The organism is Pseudomonas reactans (assembly GCF_013385825.1).
Lineage (GTDB): Bacteria > Pseudomonadota > Gammaproteobacteria > Pseudomonadales > Pseudomonadaceae > Aquipseudomonas > Aquipseudomonas reactans.
This window is the reverse complement of record NZ_JACAPG010000014.1, coordinates 242,055-258,304: the sequence shown is the minus strand read 5'-3', so window position 1 is coordinate 258,304 and position 16,250 is coordinate 242,055. Positions and strand designations below refer to the sequence as shown.

Annotated in this window: 20 protein-coding genes; 11 read left to right on the top strand and 9 right to left on the bottom strand. The window is 57.7% G+C overall.

Annotation, left to right across the window (positions count from 1 at the left end; genetic code table 11):
* Positions 1 to 43 precede the first annotated feature (43 nt).
* Both HX868_RS17820 and HX868_RS17815 read left to right on the top strand, forming a co-directional pair.
* Complete coding sequence (locus HX868_RS17820; protein WP_177003789.1) at positions 44 to 1,585, top strand: EAL domain-containing protein; 1,542 nt, start codon at positions 44 to 46, stop codon at positions 1,583 to 1,585.
* Between the two features lie 198 nt (positions 1,586 to 1,783).
* Complete coding sequence (locus HX868_RS17815) at positions 1,784 to 2,149, top strand: histone-like nucleoid-structuring protein, MvaT/MvaU family (RefSeq protein WP_016974782.1); 366 nt, start codon at positions 1,784 to 1,786, stop codon at positions 2,147 to 2,149.
* 112 nt (positions 2,150 to 2,261) lie between these two features.
* Here HX868_RS17815 and HX868_RS17810 read toward each other — a convergent pair whose 3' ends face one another.
* A complete protein-coding gene (locus HX868_RS17810) occupies positions 2,262 to 2,798 on the bottom strand; it encodes a DUF4946 domain-containing protein (protein WP_177004057.1) in 537 nt (178 codons plus the stop codon).
* A gap of 196 nt (positions 2,799 to 2,994) precedes the next feature.
* On the opposite strand from HX868_RS17810, the gene gloA reads away from it, so the two are divergent.
* Complete coding sequence (gene gloA, locus HX868_RS17805) at positions 2,995 to 3,516, top strand: lactoylglutathione lyase (RefSeq protein WP_177003788.1); 522 nt, start codon at positions 2,995 to 2,997, stop codon at positions 3,514 to 3,516.
* Positions 3,517 to 3,566: 50 nt separating this feature from the next.
* On the opposite strand, the gene ahpF is transcribed toward gloA, so the two are convergent.
* The 3 genes from ahpF to HX868_RS17790 all read right to left on the bottom strand — a co-directional run bounded on the left by ahpF (position 3,567) and on the right by HX868_RS17790 (position 6,894).
* Positions 3,567 to 5,132, bottom strand: coding sequence for an alkyl hydroperoxide reductase subunit F (gene ahpF, locus HX868_RS17800; protein ID WP_177003787.1), 1,566 nt, complete (start codon positions 5,130 to 5,132; stop codon positions 3,567 to 3,569).
* Positions 5,133 to 5,259: 127 nt separating this feature from the next.
* A complete protein-coding gene (gene ahpC, locus HX868_RS17795; protein WP_003173835.1) occupies positions 5,260 to 5,823 on the bottom strand; it encodes an alkyl hydroperoxide reductase subunit C in 564 nt (187 codons plus the stop codon).
* Between the two features lie 144 nt (positions 5,824 to 5,967).
* Positions 5,968 to 6,894 (bottom strand): site-specific integrase, encoded by a 927-nt coding sequence (locus tag HX868_RS17790; RefSeq protein WP_177003786.1) that lies wholly within the window; start codon positions 6,892 to 6,894, stop codon positions 5,968 to 5,970.
* A 170-nt stretch (positions 6,895 to 7,064) separates the two neighbouring features.
* Between HX868_RS17790 and HX868_RS17785 the strand changes: the two genes are divergently transcribed.
* Entirely contained in the window at positions 7,065 to 8,072 is a 1,008-nt protein-coding gene (locus HX868_RS17785; protein WP_177003785.1) for a DNA-binding protein, read from the top strand.
* Here the strand turns inward: HX868_RS17785 and gorA are convergent, their stop codons facing one another.
* Entirely contained in the window at positions 8,073 to 9,431 is a 1,359-nt protein-coding gene (gene gorA / locus HX868_RS17780) for a glutathione-disulfide reductase (protein ID WP_016974788.1), read from the bottom strand.
* A gap of 105 nt (positions 9,432 to 9,536) precedes the next feature.
* A complete protein-coding gene (galU, locus tag HX868_RS17775) occupies positions 9,537 to 10,376 on the bottom strand; it encodes a UTP--glucose-1-phosphate uridylyltransferase GalU (RefSeq protein ID WP_003173830.1) in 840 nt (279 codons plus the stop codon).
* A 310-nt stretch (positions 10,377 to 10,686) separates the two neighbouring features.
* On the opposite strand from galU, the gene HX868_RS17770 reads away from it, so the two are divergent.
* Both HX868_RS17770 and HX868_RS17765 read left to right on the top strand, forming a co-directional pair.
* Complete coding sequence (locus HX868_RS17770) at positions 10,687 to 10,872, top strand: hypothetical protein (protein ID WP_016974789.1); 186 nt, start codon at positions 10,687 to 10,689, stop codon at positions 10,870 to 10,872.
* Between the two features lie 142 nt (positions 10,873 to 11,014).
* Positions 11,015 to 11,296, top strand: a complete 282-nt coding sequence (locus HX868_RS17765; RefSeq protein WP_177003784.1) for a hypothetical protein — start codon at positions 11,015 to 11,017, stop codon at positions 11,294 to 11,296.
* Between the two features lie 9 nt (positions 11,297 to 11,305).
* On the opposite strand, the gene HX868_RS17760 is transcribed toward HX868_RS17765, so the two are convergent.
* Both HX868_RS17760 and HX868_RS17755 read right to left on the bottom strand, forming a co-directional pair.
* Positions 11,306 to 11,536, bottom strand: a complete 231-nt coding sequence (locus HX868_RS17760) for a hypothetical protein (RefSeq protein WP_016974791.1) — start codon at positions 11,534 to 11,536, stop codon at positions 11,306 to 11,308.
* Between the two features lie 224 nt (positions 11,537 to 11,760).
* On the bottom strand, positions 11,761 to 12,114 hold the full coding sequence (locus HX868_RS17755) for a hypothetical protein (RefSeq protein ID WP_016974792.1): 354 nt from the start codon (positions 12,112 to 12,114) through the stop codon (positions 11,761 to 11,763).
* A 214-nt stretch (positions 12,115 to 12,328) separates the two neighbouring features.
* On the opposite strand from HX868_RS17755, the gene HX868_RS17750 reads away from it, so the two are divergent.
* From HX868_RS17750 to ada, 4 genes are all read left to right on the top strand, one after another.
* Entirely contained in the window at positions 12,329 to 12,631 is a 303-nt protein-coding gene (locus HX868_RS17750; RefSeq protein WP_003191319.1) for a DUF1883 domain-containing protein, read from the top strand.
* A 25-nt stretch (positions 12,632 to 12,656) separates the two neighbouring features.
* A complete protein-coding gene (locus HX868_RS17745) occupies positions 12,657 to 12,824 on the top strand; it encodes a hypothetical protein (protein ID WP_016974793.1) in 168 nt (55 codons plus the stop codon).
* A 4-nt stretch (positions 12,825 to 12,828) separates the two neighbouring features.
* The gene (gene alkB / locus HX868_RS17740) at positions 12,829 to 13,494 is read left to right on the top strand and encodes a DNA oxidative demethylase AlkB (protein ID WP_177003783.1); all 666 of its coding nucleotides are present in this window, start codon (positions 12,829 to 12,831) and stop codon (positions 13,492 to 13,494) included.
* 75 nt (positions 13,495 to 13,569) lie between these two features.
* Complete coding sequence (gene ada / locus HX868_RS17735) at positions 13,570 to 14,616, top strand: bifunctional DNA-binding transcriptional regulator/O6-methylguanine-DNA methyltransferase Ada (RefSeq protein ID WP_177003782.1); 1,047 nt, start codon at positions 13,570 to 13,572, stop codon at positions 14,614 to 14,616.
* On the opposite strand, the gene HX868_RS17730 is transcribed toward ada, so the two are convergent.
* A complete protein-coding gene (locus HX868_RS17730; RefSeq protein WP_177003781.1) occupies positions 14,613 to 15,191 on the bottom strand; it encodes a CGNR zinc finger domain-containing protein in 579 nt (192 codons plus the stop codon). The genes ada and HX868_RS17730 overlap by 4 nt on opposite strands.
* A gap of 173 nt (positions 15,192 to 15,364) precedes the next feature.
* Here HX868_RS17730 and HX868_RS17725 point away from each other — a divergent pair, with 173 nt between their 5' ends.
* Complete coding sequence (locus HX868_RS17725) at positions 15,365 to 16,243, top strand: alpha/beta fold hydrolase (protein WP_177003780.1); 879 nt, start codon at positions 15,365 to 15,367, stop codon at positions 16,241 to 16,243.
* The last annotated feature ends 7 nt before the right edge of the window (positions 16,244 to 16,250 follow it).

Sequence of the window (16,250 nt, the reverse complement as noted above, 5' to 3'; positions counted from 1 at the left end):
ATCATCGACTGATATCCGCCCCCTGCAACAGGCCGTTTACTCCATGCCCCTGACCGTCAACGGCCCGCGAAAACGCGCCACTCGCTACCTGATCACATCCTTGAGTACGCTGCTGCCGATTGCGCTCGGGGTCGTGATCCTGCACTGGCAGGCCGAACGCACGCTGCAGCAAAGCACAGCCCAGACCGCCCAGGAGGCAGTGCGCCAGTTCGACCTGATGCTCGACAATACCGCCCTCGCCGCCCAGGCCTTGCTGCCACTGGCGGGGCTGCCCTGTGATAACGGCGCACAACTGGCCCTGCGCGAACAAGTCACGCGGCGCCCGTTTGTGCGTGCGACCACCCTGTCCTGGCAAAAAAACATCTATTGCAGCTCGTTGTTTGGCAGCAACTACGAATCGCCGGTCAACCCGGATGATTATGTTGATGGCCGGTTATGGCTGATGAACGGCAACCCAGTGACACCGGATACCGCGCTGCTGGTCTACCGATTGGTTGACGGCGACAAAGCAGCTTTTGCGTCGATTGATGGCTACCACCTGACCAACGCCCTGCGCCTGATCAGCCGATACGCCCATCTGGTGCTGCAAGTGGGTCCGAACTGGCTTGGGGCTGATGGCAAGGTACACGACACTGTGGTGCCGACGTTCGCAGTCGCGCACCATCACTTGGCGTCCGAACGCTATCACTACAGCGTCGACGCGGGTATGCCGGTCGGTGAGGTGTGGCGCTACATGCAGGCCCGATACCCGGCACTGTTCAGCCTGATCGTGTTTTTTGGTGTGCTGGCGGGTCTTTTGGCGCACTGGCTGCAAAAGCGCTCCTCGGCACCGACTCACGAATTACAGCGGGCGTTGGGCGCCAATGAATTCATCCCGTACTTCCAACCGGTGGTACGGGGTGACACTCGCGAGTGGGCGGGATGTGAAGTGCTGATGCGCTGGCAACACCCTAAAGAAGGCTTGGTGCGGCCCGACCTGTTTATCCCCCTGGCCGAGCATTCGGGCCTGATCGTACCGATGACCCGCGCTCTGTTGCGCCAGACCGCCGCACAGCTGGCGCCCCATGCGGCGCGCTTCAGCCCTGGGTTTCATATCGGCGTCAATATCACCGCACGCCACTGCCAGGATTTGGCCTTGGTGGATGACTGCCGTGAGTTTCTCGCCGCGTTTCCCGTGGGCCAGGTGACCTTGGTGCTGGAGTTGACCGAGCGCGAGTTGATCGTGCCCAGCGACATCACCCGCCAGTTGTTCGACGCCCTGCATCAACTGGGGGTAATGATCGCGATTGATGACTTTGGTACTGGGCACTCCAGCCTGGGCTATTTACGTAACTTCAATGTCGACTACTTGAAGATCGACCAGAGTTTTGTCGCCATGATCGGTGCCGATGCACTATCACGGCATATTCTCGACAGCATCATAGAACTGTCCGGCAAACTCGATTTGGGCATCGTTGCAGAAGGTGTGGAAACGCCTGAACAGTCCGATTACCTGGCCGCTCAAGGCGTGGATTTCCTGCAGGGCTACCTGTTTGGAAAACCGTTGCCGTGCGATGAATTTATTAAGTCACTGGCCCGCCATTGAATAGCCATGCACTACCTGTGCTGAAATAATGTTATTTAGCCAAAAGACATGATTTACTCGTGGCAAATTAACTACTACAATTTTTCCAGCCTGTGCAGAACTCGCGGGACGGCTTCTTTCTTGAGTCGCCTTAAAGCGCTTGGCTTATAGCTTTGTCTGCAGTTGATATCAGCCAAACACACTATTGGAGTACCTATTTTGTCCAGACTCGCCGAATTTCGCGCAGCCGAAAAAGCCCTTCAAGAGCAGCTTGCCCAGCTGGAATCCCTGAAGAACGATGCCGGCCTGAAGAAAGAAATCGAATTCGAAGAAAAGCTCCAGGGCCTGATGAAGACCTACGGCAAAGGCCTGCGCGACATCATTTCGATCCTTGATCCAAACCCGGGCAAGTCCGGCGCTGCTGCCGCTACCGCACCAAAACAGCGCCGCGCACGCGTGGTCAAGGTTTACCATAACCCGCACACCGGTGAGCTGATCGAAACCAAAGGCGGCAATCACCGCGGCCTCAAGGCCTGGAAAGAACAGTACGGCGCTGCCACTGTAGATTCCTGGCTTCGCGGCTGATCACACCGCACTAACAAAGAGCCCCGCTTATGCGGGGCTTTTTTAGTTCGGCGGTTCGGAATCGAACTTAAATAACGTTTCATAATGTTCAGAATCGTCGAAGATTACACACTTAAAGTTTGAGGCTATCGCGCACCGAGCTGACTTCGTCCTTGCTTGCTTCGTACGCATCCGCCTGCCCCGCGTATGAAAAAACATACGCCTTATCGACATCAACCGCGCCCACCAATGTTTGCGAAAGCACGTGGCGCCCGTTTTCGGTTATCACGCAAGTAGTTTCCAGCGCCTCAAGACGGCTCAATGTTGTAGGGCGCATCTTGCTGCACACACTTTGATAACCACCCAGGGCAAAATCTTTCTGGATGGACTTGCGCATCTCCAGCAGTACGCCTTGTAGATTAACCTTATGCCCCGCTTCAATCGGCGTACCGGTCAACTCCATCACCATCAAGGTCGTGCCATTTTCATCATTCTTGATTGCACGCTGGCGCGACACCGCCTGGGGTTTGGCAGGCGCTTCGCCATCCGGCACAATCTCTTCTACCTGCCAGCCACTGGGCCAGTGAATTTCGGGGTCGGCCGCCAGTACGCAGGAACTGCCCACCAGCAAACACACAGCGCTCAACAGCGGTTTACGAAATGCGATCATTGCGAAAAATATCCAAGGTTCAAGCGCCAAAGTTTGAGCCTCGGCGCCCCTGTGTCGCAAGGCCTGCATGGGCTTTTTCATTTGGCGCCTGGGGCGAGCCTTGCGTATCATGGGCCGGCTGCACGGATGCCAGCCGCAAGCCAAGGAACCGCTCACATTTCAGAGCCGCGTTTGCCCCATTTTTTCTGGAGGGCCCATGAGCCTGCACGAACTGAACACTTTCCCGGGCGTTACCGCCCAACCTGACACCGCCACCACGAACTTCGTGTTCAACCACACCATGCTGCGGGTCAAGGACATCACCAAGTCGCTGGACTTCTACACCCGCGTCCTGGGTTTTTCCCTGGTTGAGAAACGCGATTTTCCGGAAGCCGAATTCAGCCTGTACTTCCTGGCCCTGGTGGACAAATCCCAGATCCCGGCCGACGCCGCCGAGCGCACTCAGTGGATGAAGTCGATCCCAGGCATCTTGGAACTGACCCACAACCACGGTACCGAAAACGACGCCGACTTTACCTACCACAATGGCAATACCGACCCGCGTGGCTTTGGCCATATCTGCATCTCGGTACCGGATATCGTCGCTGCCTGCGAACGTTTCGAAGCCCTGGGCTGCGACTTCCAGAAGCGCCTGAGCGATGGCCGCATGAAGAGCCTGGCCTTCATCAAGGACCCGGACGCGTACTGGGTCGAGATTATCCAGCCCGCACCGCTGTAACGAAAAAACCCCATGATTGCTCATGGGGTTTTTCATTTCCGCCTGCGGATTTACGCCGGGGCGGAAGTCCGGATCAAGTGATCGAAAGCACTCAGGGAAGCCTTGGCGCCCTCGCCCACCGCAATCACGATCTGCTTGTACGGCACCGTTGTCACATCACCGGCGGCGAATACACCCGGCAATGAAGTCTCACCCCGCGCATCGACGATGATCTCGCCGCGTGGCGTCAGTTCTACCGTGCCTTTGAGCCAATCGGTATTGGGCAGCAAACCAATCTGTACAAAGATCCCTTCCAAGTCGATGGTCTTGAACTCGCCGCTGTCACGGTCCTTGTACGCCAGGCCGGTGACCTTTTGACCATCGCCTTTCACTTCGCTGGTCAACGCACTGGTGATCACGTCAACGTTCGGAAGGCTGTAGAGCTTGCGCTGCAAAACGGCGTCGGCGCGCAACTTGCTGTCGAACTCAAGCAAGGTCACGTGGCTGACGATACCGGCCAGGTCGATGGCCGCTTCAACGCCGGAGTTACCGCCGCCGATCACCGCCACACGCTTGCCCTTGAACAACGGACCGTCGCAGTGCGGGCAGAAGCACACGCCTTTAGCCTTGTATTCCTGCTCGCCCGGCACACCCATTTCGCGCCAGCGGGCACCGGTGGCCAGGATCACGGTCTTGGACTTGAGGGTCGCACCGCTTTCAAAACGGATTTCGTGCAAGTCGCCGACGTTTTTCGCAGGCACCAGGCTACTGGCGCGTTGGAGGTTCATGATGTCCACGTCGTATTGGCGTACGTGGGCTTCCAAAGCGCTGGCCAGTTTCGGCCCTTCGGTTTCTTGTACCGAGATGAAGTTCTCGATGGACATGGTGTCCAGCACTTGGCCGCCAAAACGCTCGGCAGCGACGCCAGTGCGGATGCCTTTACGTGCGGCGTAGATCGCAGCTGAGGAACCGGCCGGGCCACCGCCGACGACGAGTACATCAAAGGCGTCTTTGGCGCTGATTTTCTCGGCGGCTTTTTCGATGCCGCTGGTGTCGAGCTTGGCAAGGATCTCTTCCAGGCCCATGCGACCCTGGCCGAAGTTCACACCGTTCAGGTAAACACTGGGCACCGCCATGATCTGGCGCTCGTCGACTTCAGCCTGGAACAGCGCGCCGTCGATGGCGACGTGGCGGATGTTCGGGTTGAGCACGGCCATCAGGTTCAGCGCCTGGACCACGTCCGGGCAGTTCTGGCAGGACAGCGAGAAGTAAGTCTCGAAGCTGAACTCGCCTTTAAGGGCGCGAATCTGTTCAATCACTTCGACACTGGCCTTCGACGGGTGGCCACCGACTTGCAGCAAGGCCAACACCAACGAAGTGAATTCATGGCCCATGGGGATGCCGGCGAAACGCAGGCTGATCTCGGCACCCGGGCGGTTGATGGAAAACGACGGCTTACGCGCATCATCACCATCGGTTTTCAGGGTAATCAGCGTCGTGAGGCTGACAACATCCTGCAAAAGGGCAAGCATTTCCTGGGATTTCGCGCCGTCATCGAGGGAGGCGACGATCTCGATCGGCTGGGTGACCCGTTCCAGGTATGACTTCAACTGAGCTTTAAGATTGGCGTCCAACATACGGGCGATTTCCTGTTCATTCGGTTTATTGCAGACAAAAAAACGCCCGAGCGAATCTCGCCCGGGCGTTTTGGGGGCGGATGCAGCTTACTTAAGTGCGGAATACCGCCCTTGAGACTTCACAGACTTAGATCTTGCCGACCAGGTCCAGGGACGGAGCCAGGGTGGCTTCGCCTTCTTTCCACTTGGCTGGGCACACTTCGCCTGGGTGGGCAGCAACGTATTGAGCCGCTTTGATTTTGCGCAGCAGCTCGGAAGCGTCACGGCCAACACCACCGTCGTTCAGCTCAACGATCTTGATCTGACCTTCTGGGTTGATCACGAAAGTACCGCGGTCTGCCAGGCCAGCTTCTTCGATCAGTACGTCGAAGTTGCGGGAGATAGTCAGGGTTGGGTCGCCGATCATGGTGTATTGGATTTTGCCGATAGCTGGCGAAGTGTTGTGCCAGGCAGCGTGGGCAAAGTGGGTGTCGGTGGACACGCTGTAGATCTCGACGCCCAGCTTCTGGAATTCGGCGTAGTTGTCAGCCAGGTCTTCCAGTTCGGTTGGGCAAACGAAAGTGAAGTCGGCTGGGTAGAAGAACACCACGGACCATTTGCCTTTCAGGTCAGCGTCGGTCACGTCTACGAAGTTGCCGTTTTTGTAGGCGGTAGCTTTGAACGGTTTTACTTGGCTGTTGATGATAGGCATCGTTGACTCTCCGTCAGGTTTGTAGAAGGGCTTAGCAAGTTGATGAAGTGAATCCTACCCACTCTCTCGACCGATGGCTCATTGGCAAACCTGATGCTGACGATTGGTTTTCCCTATCAGGTGACTGTATTAATAGAAGAAATCTCAAAGCAGCGGTGGCGTCGCCAGGGTCATGCCAAGAAAGGGCGTCGCTTCAACATAGCGCATGGCGGATTTCATGTCGCTCCAGCCGACGTAACTCATCAATGACTTCAAATCCCAGCCGCTGCGATGGGCCCAGGTGGCGAAGCCTCGGCGCAATGAGTGGCTGGTGTATTGCTCGGCGGGGATGCCGGCGCGCTTCAGCGCCTGGCGCAGCAGCGGGATCACACTGTTGGGGTGCAGCCCCTCCTCCCCCAGGTTGCCCCAGCGATCGATGCCGCGAAACACCGGGCCACGCACCAAGGCCGAGGCGCTGAGCCACTCGCTGTAGGCCTGCACCGGGCACAGGCGCAGCAGCGCTGGGGTGTGAAAGGTCTTGCCGAGGTTGTCGCGGTCGCTTTTGCTACGCGGCAGATACAGGCTGATGCCCGCGCCGGGCGTCGCTTGCACATGTTCAATCTCGAGGCGGCACAGCTCATCGCTGCGAAAGCCGCGCCAGAAGCCCAGCAGGATCAATGCAGTGTCGCGCTTGGCGCGCAGTAGCCGAGACAGGTCGTGGGCTGCGTCTTTCGCCTCCTTCTCAAGAGAAGCCACCACCTGCTCAAGGTGTTTGAGTTGCAAAGGCTCGGCTTGCTTCTCCTGCGCTGGGTGCACGGCACGAATGCCCTTGAGCACTTTGCGCACCACCGGCGCCTTGGTCGGGTCGGGAAAACCTTGGCTCGTATGCCACTGCGCCAGTGCCGACAGCCGCAGCTTCAGCGTGTTGACCGCCAAGACTCCAGCATGCGCCACCAGATAACGCGCCACGCTGTCGCTGGTCGCGGGCAGGAACCCTCCCCAGCTCACTTCGAAATGCTCGATGGCCGCACGATAACTACGTCGCGTGTTATCGCGGGTGGCGGCGTTGAGGTAACGATCCAAATCACTCATGAAAGGCCTATTCGTACTGCGGGCAGTTACTTTCGCGGATTAAATGCTTATGACACGGGATAATACGCCAATATCCCATCTGTTAATTCGTGAATTTGAACGAATTTTTATTCGTGATATAGTATGTATATACGTGTTACGTACCACATTATGAAATCGACGGAGACCCTATGGCTCGTGGCGGCATCAACAAAGCAGTCGTTCAAACAGCACGCCTGGCAATCCTCGCTCGCGGCGAAAACCCCAGCATCGATGCCGTACGCATCGAAATGGGCAATACCGGCTCGAAAACCACGATTCATCGCTATCTGAAGGAGCTGGATGAGAGCGAAACCCGAGTCACCATCACCGAGGCGCCGATCGACGACGAACTTGGCGAACTGGTAGCGCGCCTGGCGCAACGTTTGAAGGAGAAAGCCCAGGAGCCTATCGACCTGGCCCTGGCACAGTTCGAGCAACAGAAAGCCGCCCTGCTCGCCCAAGTGGAAGCCCTTGAGGAAACACACGGTCAACTCAAGCAACAATTTGATATCCAGGCCGCCGCCCTGGCAGAAGAAAGCGCGGCCCTGCAAACAGCCAGCACCAGCCTGCAGACCGAGCAAACCCGTAACGCCGGGCTGAGCCAGGCGTGCAGCGATTACGAATTACGGATCAACGACAAGGACGAACAGATTCGCTCGCTGGAAGAAAAGCACCTGCACGCAAGGGATGCCTTGGAGCATTACCGTAATGCGATCAAGGAGCAGCGTGAGCAGGAACAGCGTCGTCACGAAGGCCAACTGCAACAGGTCCAGGCAGAACTGCGCCAGGCACAGCAAAGCGCAATGGTGCGTCAGGATGAAATCACCCAACTGCATCGCGACAATGAGCGACTGTTGATCGAGCATCGGGTAACGATGAAAGAACTGACGGCACTGCAGGAACAATCTCGCAAGGATCAGGCCCAGCAACTCAAGTTGAGCGAACAGGTTGGCGTGATCGACAGCGAACGCACCCTGCTTCAGGAACGCCTGCGAGTGGCGGTGCTGGAGAGCCAGTCACGCCAGGAAGCGCTGGCCGAACACCAGCAATCCAACAAAACCCTGGAATTGGAGCTGATCAAAGCCCAGGCCAGCGTCGAGGCATTGCGACTGGCGGCCGCCGTTGCAACGGCGCCAGAGGCAACGCCCGAGAGCTGATCAGCCCGCCACTGGCGTGCGCATGGTGACGAACTCTTCCGCCGCCGTGGGGTGCACGCCGATAGTGTCGTCGAAATGCTGTTTGGTCGCGCCCGCCTTGAGCGCGATCGCCAAGCCCTGGACGATCTCGCCAGCATCCGGACCGACCATGTGGCAACCCAGGACCTGGTCGGTGTCAGCGTCGACCACCAGCTTCATCAGGGTTTTTTCCTGACACTCCGTCAGGGTCAGCTTCATTGGCCGGAAACGGCTTTCGAAGATCTGCACCTTATGACCCTTCTCTTTCGCTTCCTCTTCGGTCAGGCCAACAGTACCAATGTTCGGCAGGCTGAACACCGCCGTCGGGATCATGGCGTAATCTACCGGACGATACTGCTCAGGCTTGAACAGACGACGCGCTACAGCCATGCCTTCGGCCAACGCAACCGGTGTCAGTTGCACGCGCCCGATTACGTCGCCGATGGCCAGGATCGACGACTCGGCGGTCTGGTACAGATCGTCCACCTCGACGAAGCCACGCTTGTCGAGCTTCACGCCCGTGTTCTCCAACCCAAGGTTGTCCAGCATCGGACGACGGCCAGTGGCGTAGAACACACAGTCTGCTTCCAGCACGCGACCATCTTTCAGCGTGGCCTTGAGACTGCCATCCGCCTGTTTGTCGATGCGCTCGATATCCGCATTGAATTGCAGGTCCAGGCCGCGCTTGGTCAGTTCTTCCTTCAGGTGCGTACGCACCGAACCGTCGAAGCCGCGCAGGAACAGGTCACCGCGATACAACAGCGTGGTTTGTGCGCCTAGTCCATGGAAGATCCCTGCGAATTCGACCGCGATATAGCCTCCACCGACAACCAGGACACGCTTCGGCAATTCCTTGAGGAAGAACGCCTCATTGGAGCCAATGGCATGTTCACGCCCTGGAATCTCCGGAATCTGCGGCCAGCCACCCGTTGCGATCAAGATGTGCTTGGCGCTAAAGCGCTCGCCATTGATCTCGACCTGATGCGCATCCACCAGGCGCGCATGCCCTTCATGCAGGGTCACACCGCTGTTGACCAGCAGGTTGCGGTAAATGCCATTGAGGCGATTGATCTCGCGGTCCTTGTTGGCGATCAGGGTGGCCCAATCAAAATCAGCCTCGCCCAGAGACCAGCCAAACCCGCTGGCTTGCTCAAAATCTTCGGCAAAGTGTGCGCCGTACACCAACAGTTTTTTCGGCACGCAGCCGACGTTGACACAGGTGCCACCCAAGTAGCGGCTTTCCGCCACGGCCACTTTGGCACCAAAGCCTGCGGCAAAACGGGCCGCACGAACACCGCCGGAACCGGCGCCAATCACATATAGGTCAAAATCGTAGGCCATTTCACTCTCCTCGGCAGGACATCAGCATACCGACTTACGTGGGGCTGAAAAACGAAAAAGCCACCCGAAGGTGGCTTTTTTGGAACAGGCCGCTTACCGCATGAATCAGTAAGCCTTGCCCGTCTTGTAGAAGTGCTCGTAGCAGAAGTTGGTCGCTTCGATGTAGCCTTCAGCGCCGCCGCAGTCGAAACGCTGGCCCTTGAACTTGTAGGCAATCACGCAACCGTCTTTGGCTTGCTTCAACAAGGCGTCGGTGATCTGGATTTCGCCGCCCTTGCCTGGCTCGGTTTCCTCGATCAGCTTGAAGATGTCCGGCGTCAGGATGTAACGACCGATGATCGCCAGGTTCGACGGCGCATCTTCCGGAGCCGGCTTCTCAACCATGTCGCGCACGCGGATCAGGCCATCGCCGATGTCGTCGCCGGCGATAACGCCGTACTTGTTGGTTTCAGTCGGGTTCACTTCCATCACGGCAACGATGGTGCAACGGTATTTCTGGTACAGCTTGACCATCTGGGTCAGCACGCCGTCGCCTTCCAGGTTCACACACAGGTCATCCGCCAGTACCACGGCAAACGGTTCGTCACCGATCAGTGGACGACCAGTCAGGATCGCGTGGCCGAGGCCTTTCATTTGGGTCTGACGGGTGTAGGAGAACGAGCACTCGTCCAGCAGTTTGCGGATGCCGACCAGGTATTTCTCCTTGTCGGTGCCCTTGATCTGGTTTTCCAGCTCGTAGCTGATGTCGAAGTGGTCTTCCAGCGCGCGCTTACCACGACCAGTGACGATTGAGATCTCGTTCAGACCGGCATCCAAAGCCTCTTCGACGCCGTACTGAATCAGTGGCTTGTTCACCACCGGCAGCATCTCTTTGGGCATGGCTTTGGTCGCTGGCAAGAAGCGAGTGCCGTAACCGGCTGCTGGGAACAAGCATTTCTTGATCATATGAGTCCTTACAAAGGGCTGTGCGTACGGAATTCGGCGCAGTCTAATCAGGCCGCAGTCACCTTACAATGGGTCCTGCTGGCGTTGCGATGTCATCATAGAGAAAAAATCTCGGCGTAAGTTCCGCTGGTCTTACGGAGCGAGCTCCGGCCGCCATGGCAAAAAACGTCTGCGCCTCAACGTTTCAAAGGGCTGGACCCTTTTTAGCACGCTTTGGCAACGAGAACACTGACCTGGAATAACTTGCGCTGGATCGAGGTGTTTGGCGCTATCATAAGGGCCTTGAACCACACCACGAGATACTTGATAGATGTCAGAACCAAAAGGCGTGAACGGCTACCTGATCACCAAACGAGCGGACGGTTGGCACTTGATCAACTTCCACGGTGACAGCGTCGCCGGGGTATTCGAGAGCGAAAGCCAGGCTATCGCGGTGGCTGAAGTGTTTGTGGATGAAGCGGGCCACGCATCGAGCAAACGGCCGAAAGGCAAGTAAGCGTCCAAGCGCTGCGCAAAGGCCCCGGTTGATCGGGGCTTTTTTGTGTTTGTCTGTACGTACATGGCAGATCGCTATAATCTCGCCGAAACGCCCCACGACAGTGTCAGCGCCCTTCCAACACCCTCGATGATGAACACACATGAACAAGATTCTGGCACTGACTGCGGTACTGGCGCTCGCCGGCTGCACTACCACTTCTGACGTCTACCTGAAAAACGGTGAACAAGGTCTGACCATCGATTGCTCAGGCGAAGCCAATTCCTGGGCCAACTGTTACGAAAAGGCTGACGCCTCGTGTGCCGGCACCGGCTACCGCATCGTCGGTACCGAAGGAACACCGTCGCTCAAGGAAAGCGACAAGACCCTGGGGCAGGACGTGGGCAACTACAAGAGTCGCAGCGTCGTGGTGGTTTGCAAGTAAGCTTCAGGCTTACAACTGAATGTCAGCAAACTTGATACCCAGACTGCGAATGGTCTCCACCAGATCATCCAGGCGCGCGAACGACTCGACTTCGTCCTGATCGTCCACCAGGAAAAAACTGCGGCCGCCGCTTTTCTTGAAAAATACGATCCACTCACCCAAGTCAGCCGGGTTCTGGATGATGTGCGTCGCCGTTATCTGGCCTTCGGCCTGGCGAGCCCTGACGTGTTCACGCTTCATGAAAGACTTCCCAAAAAGACAAATGCCGCACAAACCGAGGGTTTGCGCGGCATTTTTGCATTGATCGGGTAACAGTTTAACGGATGCCCTGCCCATTCGGCACGCATTCCAAAGGGTAGGCTGTATGCCCCGCATCGTCGCGTCCCCACAAAAAAAGCCCGGCTGTGCAATGACGGGACCAGGCTTTTTATCGGATTGGAGGTCGCAAAATGAAGCGGGCCATTTCAGCCGGAAATGCAGTCCTCGCCAGCCTTCTTCACGTCACCCGGACGGATCGGCACATTGGACATGCTCTCGTAGAGCTTGATGCTACTGCCACTGGAACGCTCGTCGATCTCGAAGATCGCCGAAGGGTCAGCCGAAAATTTTTGCGGCACAATCACCTGCACGCCGCCGTCCTTATGCGGCTCGATCTGCGGTGGCCGGCGGGTAGTCGACAACTTTTTCACCACACATGCGGCGTATTCCTGGGGTTTTTTCCCGGAAATGACCGCCAAAGTCGGAGGGGTCTGCTTGATATCTGCAACCGAAGCACACCCACCAATCGCCAGGGCCAGAACCAACACACTCCATTTCATACTAAAACCTCCGATAAAGACCCTACGACAGCGGGGATGGTAATTTTCTCCCGCCCACGTAGGATTTATCCCTGATAACTCGGTAAATAACTGTTTTAAATTGTCGACGTCGTTGAAGACGGGCCGATAATAAACGCGCTGGGGCTGATAAACTCCATCTTAACCTACGTATCATTCTGATTTTTCAGAAAAAGCCCTTCTGGAGTCCCCACCCATGAAATTCATCCACCAGCGTGAGCACCTCAACGAGGGCGATATTGTCGTCATCGAATGCTCGCAGACTTGTAATATCCGTCTGATGAGCGATGCGAATTTTCGCAGCTTCAAGAATGGCGGCCGTCACACCTATCACGGCGGCGCCTTCGACAAGTTCCCCGCCAAAATCACCGCACCGAGCACTGGGTTCTGGAACATCACACTGGACGTGGTCACGCGTCGCGCAATCAGCGTGACCCGCAAACCCGCGCTGTCCCACAAGATCCGCATTGTGCGTCGTACCAGCTCCAAGCTGAGCTGATCCGCACACTTCACAGGAAATAGCCGTGAACACCACTACCAAATACGTGATCAAGTACAAACTCAACGGTGAACGCCGCTTTGAGTTCGCTCAACTGCAGACCAACAGTGTGGAAGAAGCTAAACAAGCCCTGGCGAAAATTCATGATGCTAGTGATGAAATCACCGACATCAATGTGAGCAAGGCGCTGTAAGCCAATGCCCGGCCCCACCGCTGACCTGTTCGCCGACGACGCGTTGCAACAACCCGCAGGGCGTGAGCAGATTGGCGAACAGTCCTACGTATTACGGGGCTACGCCCTGCCCTGGATCGAGCGCCTTCTGCCGGAGCTGCGACGGGTGCTGGCTCAATCACCGTTTCGGCAAATGGTCACACCTGGCGGCTTTACCATGTCGGCGGCATTGAGCAGTTGCGGCGACTTGGGCTGGACCACCGACACGTCCGGTTACCGCTACTCCCCGCTTGACCCACGCAGCCAGCAGCCGTGGCCGCAAATGCCAGACATCTTGCGTCAATTGGCTGTACTGGCGGCGGCAGAGACCGGTTTTGCCGACTTTGCCCCCGACGCCTGCCTGATCAACCGCTATGTTCCCGGCGCCAAAATGTCCCTGCATCAAGACAAAAACGAACGCCGGTATAGCGAACCGGTTGTGTCAGTGTCGCTTGGCCTGCCGGCGATCTTCCTGTTTGGTGGGCACGAACGCAGTGACAAAACCCGTAAAGTCTCGCTGTTCCATGGCGACGTAGTGGTCTGGGGCGGCGTGGATCGCCTGCGCTTTCACGGGGTGATGCCGATCAAGGAAGGCGTACATCCGGTCATGGGCCCGCAACGAATTAATCTCACGTTTCGCGCCGCTGGCTGATTTGATCGCAAGCTTCAGAGTGTCAGGCGCGTGTCGCGCGATTAATCTGGCCTGGATCCGTCAAGAGTGCCGACCATGACTACCGAACAAGATCCTCGCTGGGCAGCCGTCCTCGCCCGAGACCCCAAGGCCGATACGTTGTTCGTCTACGGTGTGAAAACCACCGGTGTGTACTGCCGCGCCAGTAGCGTTTCGCGCTTGCCACGCCCGGAAAATATCGAGTTCTTCGACACGCCAGCGCAGGCCGAAGCCGCAGGGTATCGCGCCAGCAAACGCGCGTCCGCAGACCAGACCCAGTTGGTTGCGCACCACGCGCAACTGGTGGCGGACGCGTGTCGATATATCGAACAGGCTGACACTGCGCCCAGCCTGCACGCGCTGGCCACGCAAGCCAGCCTCAGCCCGTTCCACTTTCACCGCGTGTTCAAAGCCGTCACCGGCCTGACGCCCAAGGGCTACGCCACCGCGCACCGTTCACGCAAGGTTCGCGATGGGCTCAAAGGCTCGCACTCGGTGACGGACGCGTTGTATGACGCTGGCTTCAACTCCAACAGCCGCTTTTATGAGTCAGCTGACCAACTTCTCGGCATGAAACCCAGCGACTACAAAGCCGGAGGGACTAACTCGGCGATCCTGTTCGCCGTCGGGCAGTGCTCGCTGGGGGCGATTCTGGTGGCGCAAAGCGCTCGTGGCGTGTGCGCTATTCTGCTGGGGGACGACCCTGACAAGCTGGTACGCGATCTTCAGGATCAATTTCCCAAGGCCGAACTGGTCGGCGCCGACCAGCGCTTCGAGCAATTGGTCGCGCAGGTCGTGGGCTTTATCGAAGCGCCTGGGCTCGGCCTGGACCTGCCTCTGGACCTGCGCGGCACTGCATTTCAGGAACGGGTGTGGCAAGCCTTGCGCGAAATTCCAGCGGGAAGCACGGCCAGCTACGCGCAGATTGCCGAGCGAATCGGCGCGCCGAAGTCATTCCGTGCGGTGGCTCAGGCTTGTGGCGCGAACAGCATCGCGGTGGCGATCCCCTGTCACCGGGTGGTGCGCAGTAATGGCGAGCTCTCAGGCTACCGCTGGGGTGTGGAACGCAAACAGCAGTTGCTGGAGCGGGAAAACAAGGCTTAACCCAGCTTGCGCTTGCGAAACTCGGCGACTTTATGCCGGTTGCCACACAGCGCCATGCTGCACCAACGACGTTTATGAGCCTTGGTGCGGTCGTAGAACCACAACACGCATTCGGGATGTTCGCAGGTGCGGATTAAATTGAAATCGCCCTCCACCAGTAAACGCGCTGCAGCCTCAGCGATCATCGAGAGAAATTGCTCCGGAGTTTGCTGCTTGCGTTGACGGTCGATGCGTAACTCACCCGGTGCCAGCCAAGCCAATTGCGTGTGGCTGACCGCCTTGCGCAAAAAGCTATTGAGGGCGGTTGGATCACCCTGGGTTGCGTCCTTGCGCGCTTCCAGCAACACACGGATCACCTCGCGCAGCTCCCTGCCCGCCCGCAGCAGCGCACCCGGTTCAAATGCCGGCACCTGCCCCTCCTCTACCCACCCCAGGCGCACCAGCCAACGCTCGACATCGGCATCGGACTGCCAGAAGTCGTGGGGTTGCGCGTCAACATTGGCGCGCGTGTTAAGCATGTCCAACACCGGATCATCGGCGAGTACATAAGGCTCAAGCGGAGCTGGGATAGTCATGGTCATTCCTCTTCAGGGCGTCGATATAGTAACCGCTATCCAGCCATATGGATAGTTACAAGAAATGAATTTGAAACCGTTATAAATAATTTGACAGGTTACTTTTTTCGGCGCAGTTTTTGAAAACGGTAACCCGTATACGAACTCAATCAAGTTACAAAGGCGACTTTATCATGACCCTTCCAACCTCCGTCGTTCACTACCGCCATGTCGATGCCGACGGCGTACGCATGTTCTACCGCGAAGCCGGCGACCCCTCGGCGCCGGTCATCTTGCTGCTGCACGGCTTCCCCAGTTCGTCGCATATGTACCGAGACCTGATCCCCTTGCTCGCCACGCGCTTTCGGGTGATCGCGCCGGATTTGCCGGGTTTCGGTTTTACCGAGGTACCGGCCGAACGCGACTACCCCTACAGCTTCGATAACCTGGCGATCACCGTCGGACATTTTGTCGATGCGCTGGAATTGACGCGTTACGCCTTGTACGTCTTCGACTATGGCGCACCCGTAGGTCTACGCCTGGCAGTGGCACACCCGGAACGCGTCAGCGCGCTGGTCTCGCAAAACGGTAACGCCTACCTGGAAGGTCTGGGGGACGCCTGGGCACCGATTCGCGCCTATTGGGCCGAACCGAGCCAGGCCAACCGCGAGGTGATCCGCAACGCGGTGATCAGCCTGGAAGGCACGCGCTACCAGTACCTGCACGGCGTGAATCAACCCGAACGGGTTGCGCCGGAGTCCTACATGCTCGACGTACTGCTCATGCAACGGCCCGGCAACGACGAGATCCAGTTGGACCTGTTCCTCGACTACCGCAACAACCTGACGCTGTACCCGGCGTTCCAGGCCTTCTTCAAGGCCAAGCAAGTGCCAACACTGGTGATCTGGGGCCAGAACGATCCGTTCTTCATCCCGCCAGGTGCACACGCCTATCAAACCGACAACCCTAACGCGGTGGTGGAACTGCTCGACACCGGCCACTTCGCCCTGGAAACCCACGCGGCCCATATCGCCGAGCGGATTCACGCGGTGCTGGGGGACGCCATCAACTGATGGCACA

Coding starts and splice junctions, on each gene's coding strand:
- HX868_RS17820 (WP_177003789.1), top strand. CDS start 44: ATGCCCCTGACCGTCAACGGCCCGCGAAAACGCGCCACTCGCTACCTG.
- HX868_RS17810 (WP_177004057.1), bottom strand. CDS start 2,798: ATGATCGCATTTCGTAAACCGCTGTTGAGCGCTGTGTGTTTGCTGGTG.
- gloA (WP_177003788.1), top strand. CDS start 2,995: ATGAGCCTGCACGAACTGAACACTTTCCCGGGCGTTACCGCCCAACCT.
- ahpF (WP_177003787.1), bottom strand. CDS start 5,132: ATGTTGGACGCCAATCTTAAAGCTCAGTTGAAGTCATACCTGGAACGG.
- ahpC (WP_003173835.1), bottom strand. CDS start 5,823: ATGCCTATCATCAACAGCCAAGTAAAACCGTTCAAAGCTACCGCCTAC.
- HX868_RS17790 (WP_177003786.1), bottom strand. CDS start 6,894: ATGAGTGATTTGGATCGTTACCTCAACGCCGCCACCCGCGATAACACG.
- HX868_RS17785 (WP_177003785.1), top strand. CDS start 7,065: ATGGCTCGTGGCGGCATCAACAAAGCAGTCGTTCAAACAGCACGCCTG.
- gorA (WP_016974788.1), bottom strand. CDS start 9,431: ATGGCCTACGATTTTGACCTATATGTGATTGGCGCCGGTTCCGGCGGT.
- galU (WP_003173830.1), bottom strand. CDS start 10,376: ATGATCAAGAAATGCTTGTTCCCAGCAGCCGGTTACGGCACTCGCTTC.
- HX868_RS17770 (WP_016974789.1), top strand. CDS start 10,687: ATGTCAGAACCAAAAGGCGTGAACGGCTACCTGATCACCAAACGAGCG.
- HX868_RS17765 (WP_177003784.1), top strand. CDS start 11,015: ATGAACAAGATTCTGGCACTGACTGCGGTACTGGCGCTCGCCGGCTGC.
- HX868_RS17760 (WP_016974791.1), bottom strand. CDS start 11,536: ATGAAGCGTGAACACGTCAGGGCTCGCCAGGCCGAAGGCCAGATAACG.
- HX868_RS17755 (WP_016974792.1), bottom strand. CDS start 12,114: ATGAAATGGAGTGTGTTGGTTCTGGCCCTGGCGATTGGTGGGTGTGCT.
- HX868_RS17750 (WP_003191319.1), top strand. CDS start 12,329: ATGAAATTCATCCACCAGCGTGAGCACCTCAACGAGGGCGATATTGTC.
- alkB (WP_177003783.1), top strand. CDS start 12,829: ATGCCCGGCCCCACCGCTGACCTGTTCGCCGACGACGCGTTGCAACAA.
- ada (WP_177003782.1), top strand. CDS start 13,570: ATGACTACCGAACAAGATCCTCGCTGGGCAGCCGTCCTCGCCCGAGAC.
- HX868_RS17730 (WP_177003781.1), bottom strand. CDS start 15,191: ATGACTATCCCAGCTCCGCTTGAGCCTTATGTACTCGCCGATGATCCG.
- HX868_RS17725 (WP_177003780.1), top strand. CDS start 15,365: ATGACCCTTCCAACCTCCGTCGTTCACTACCGCCATGTCGATGCCGAC.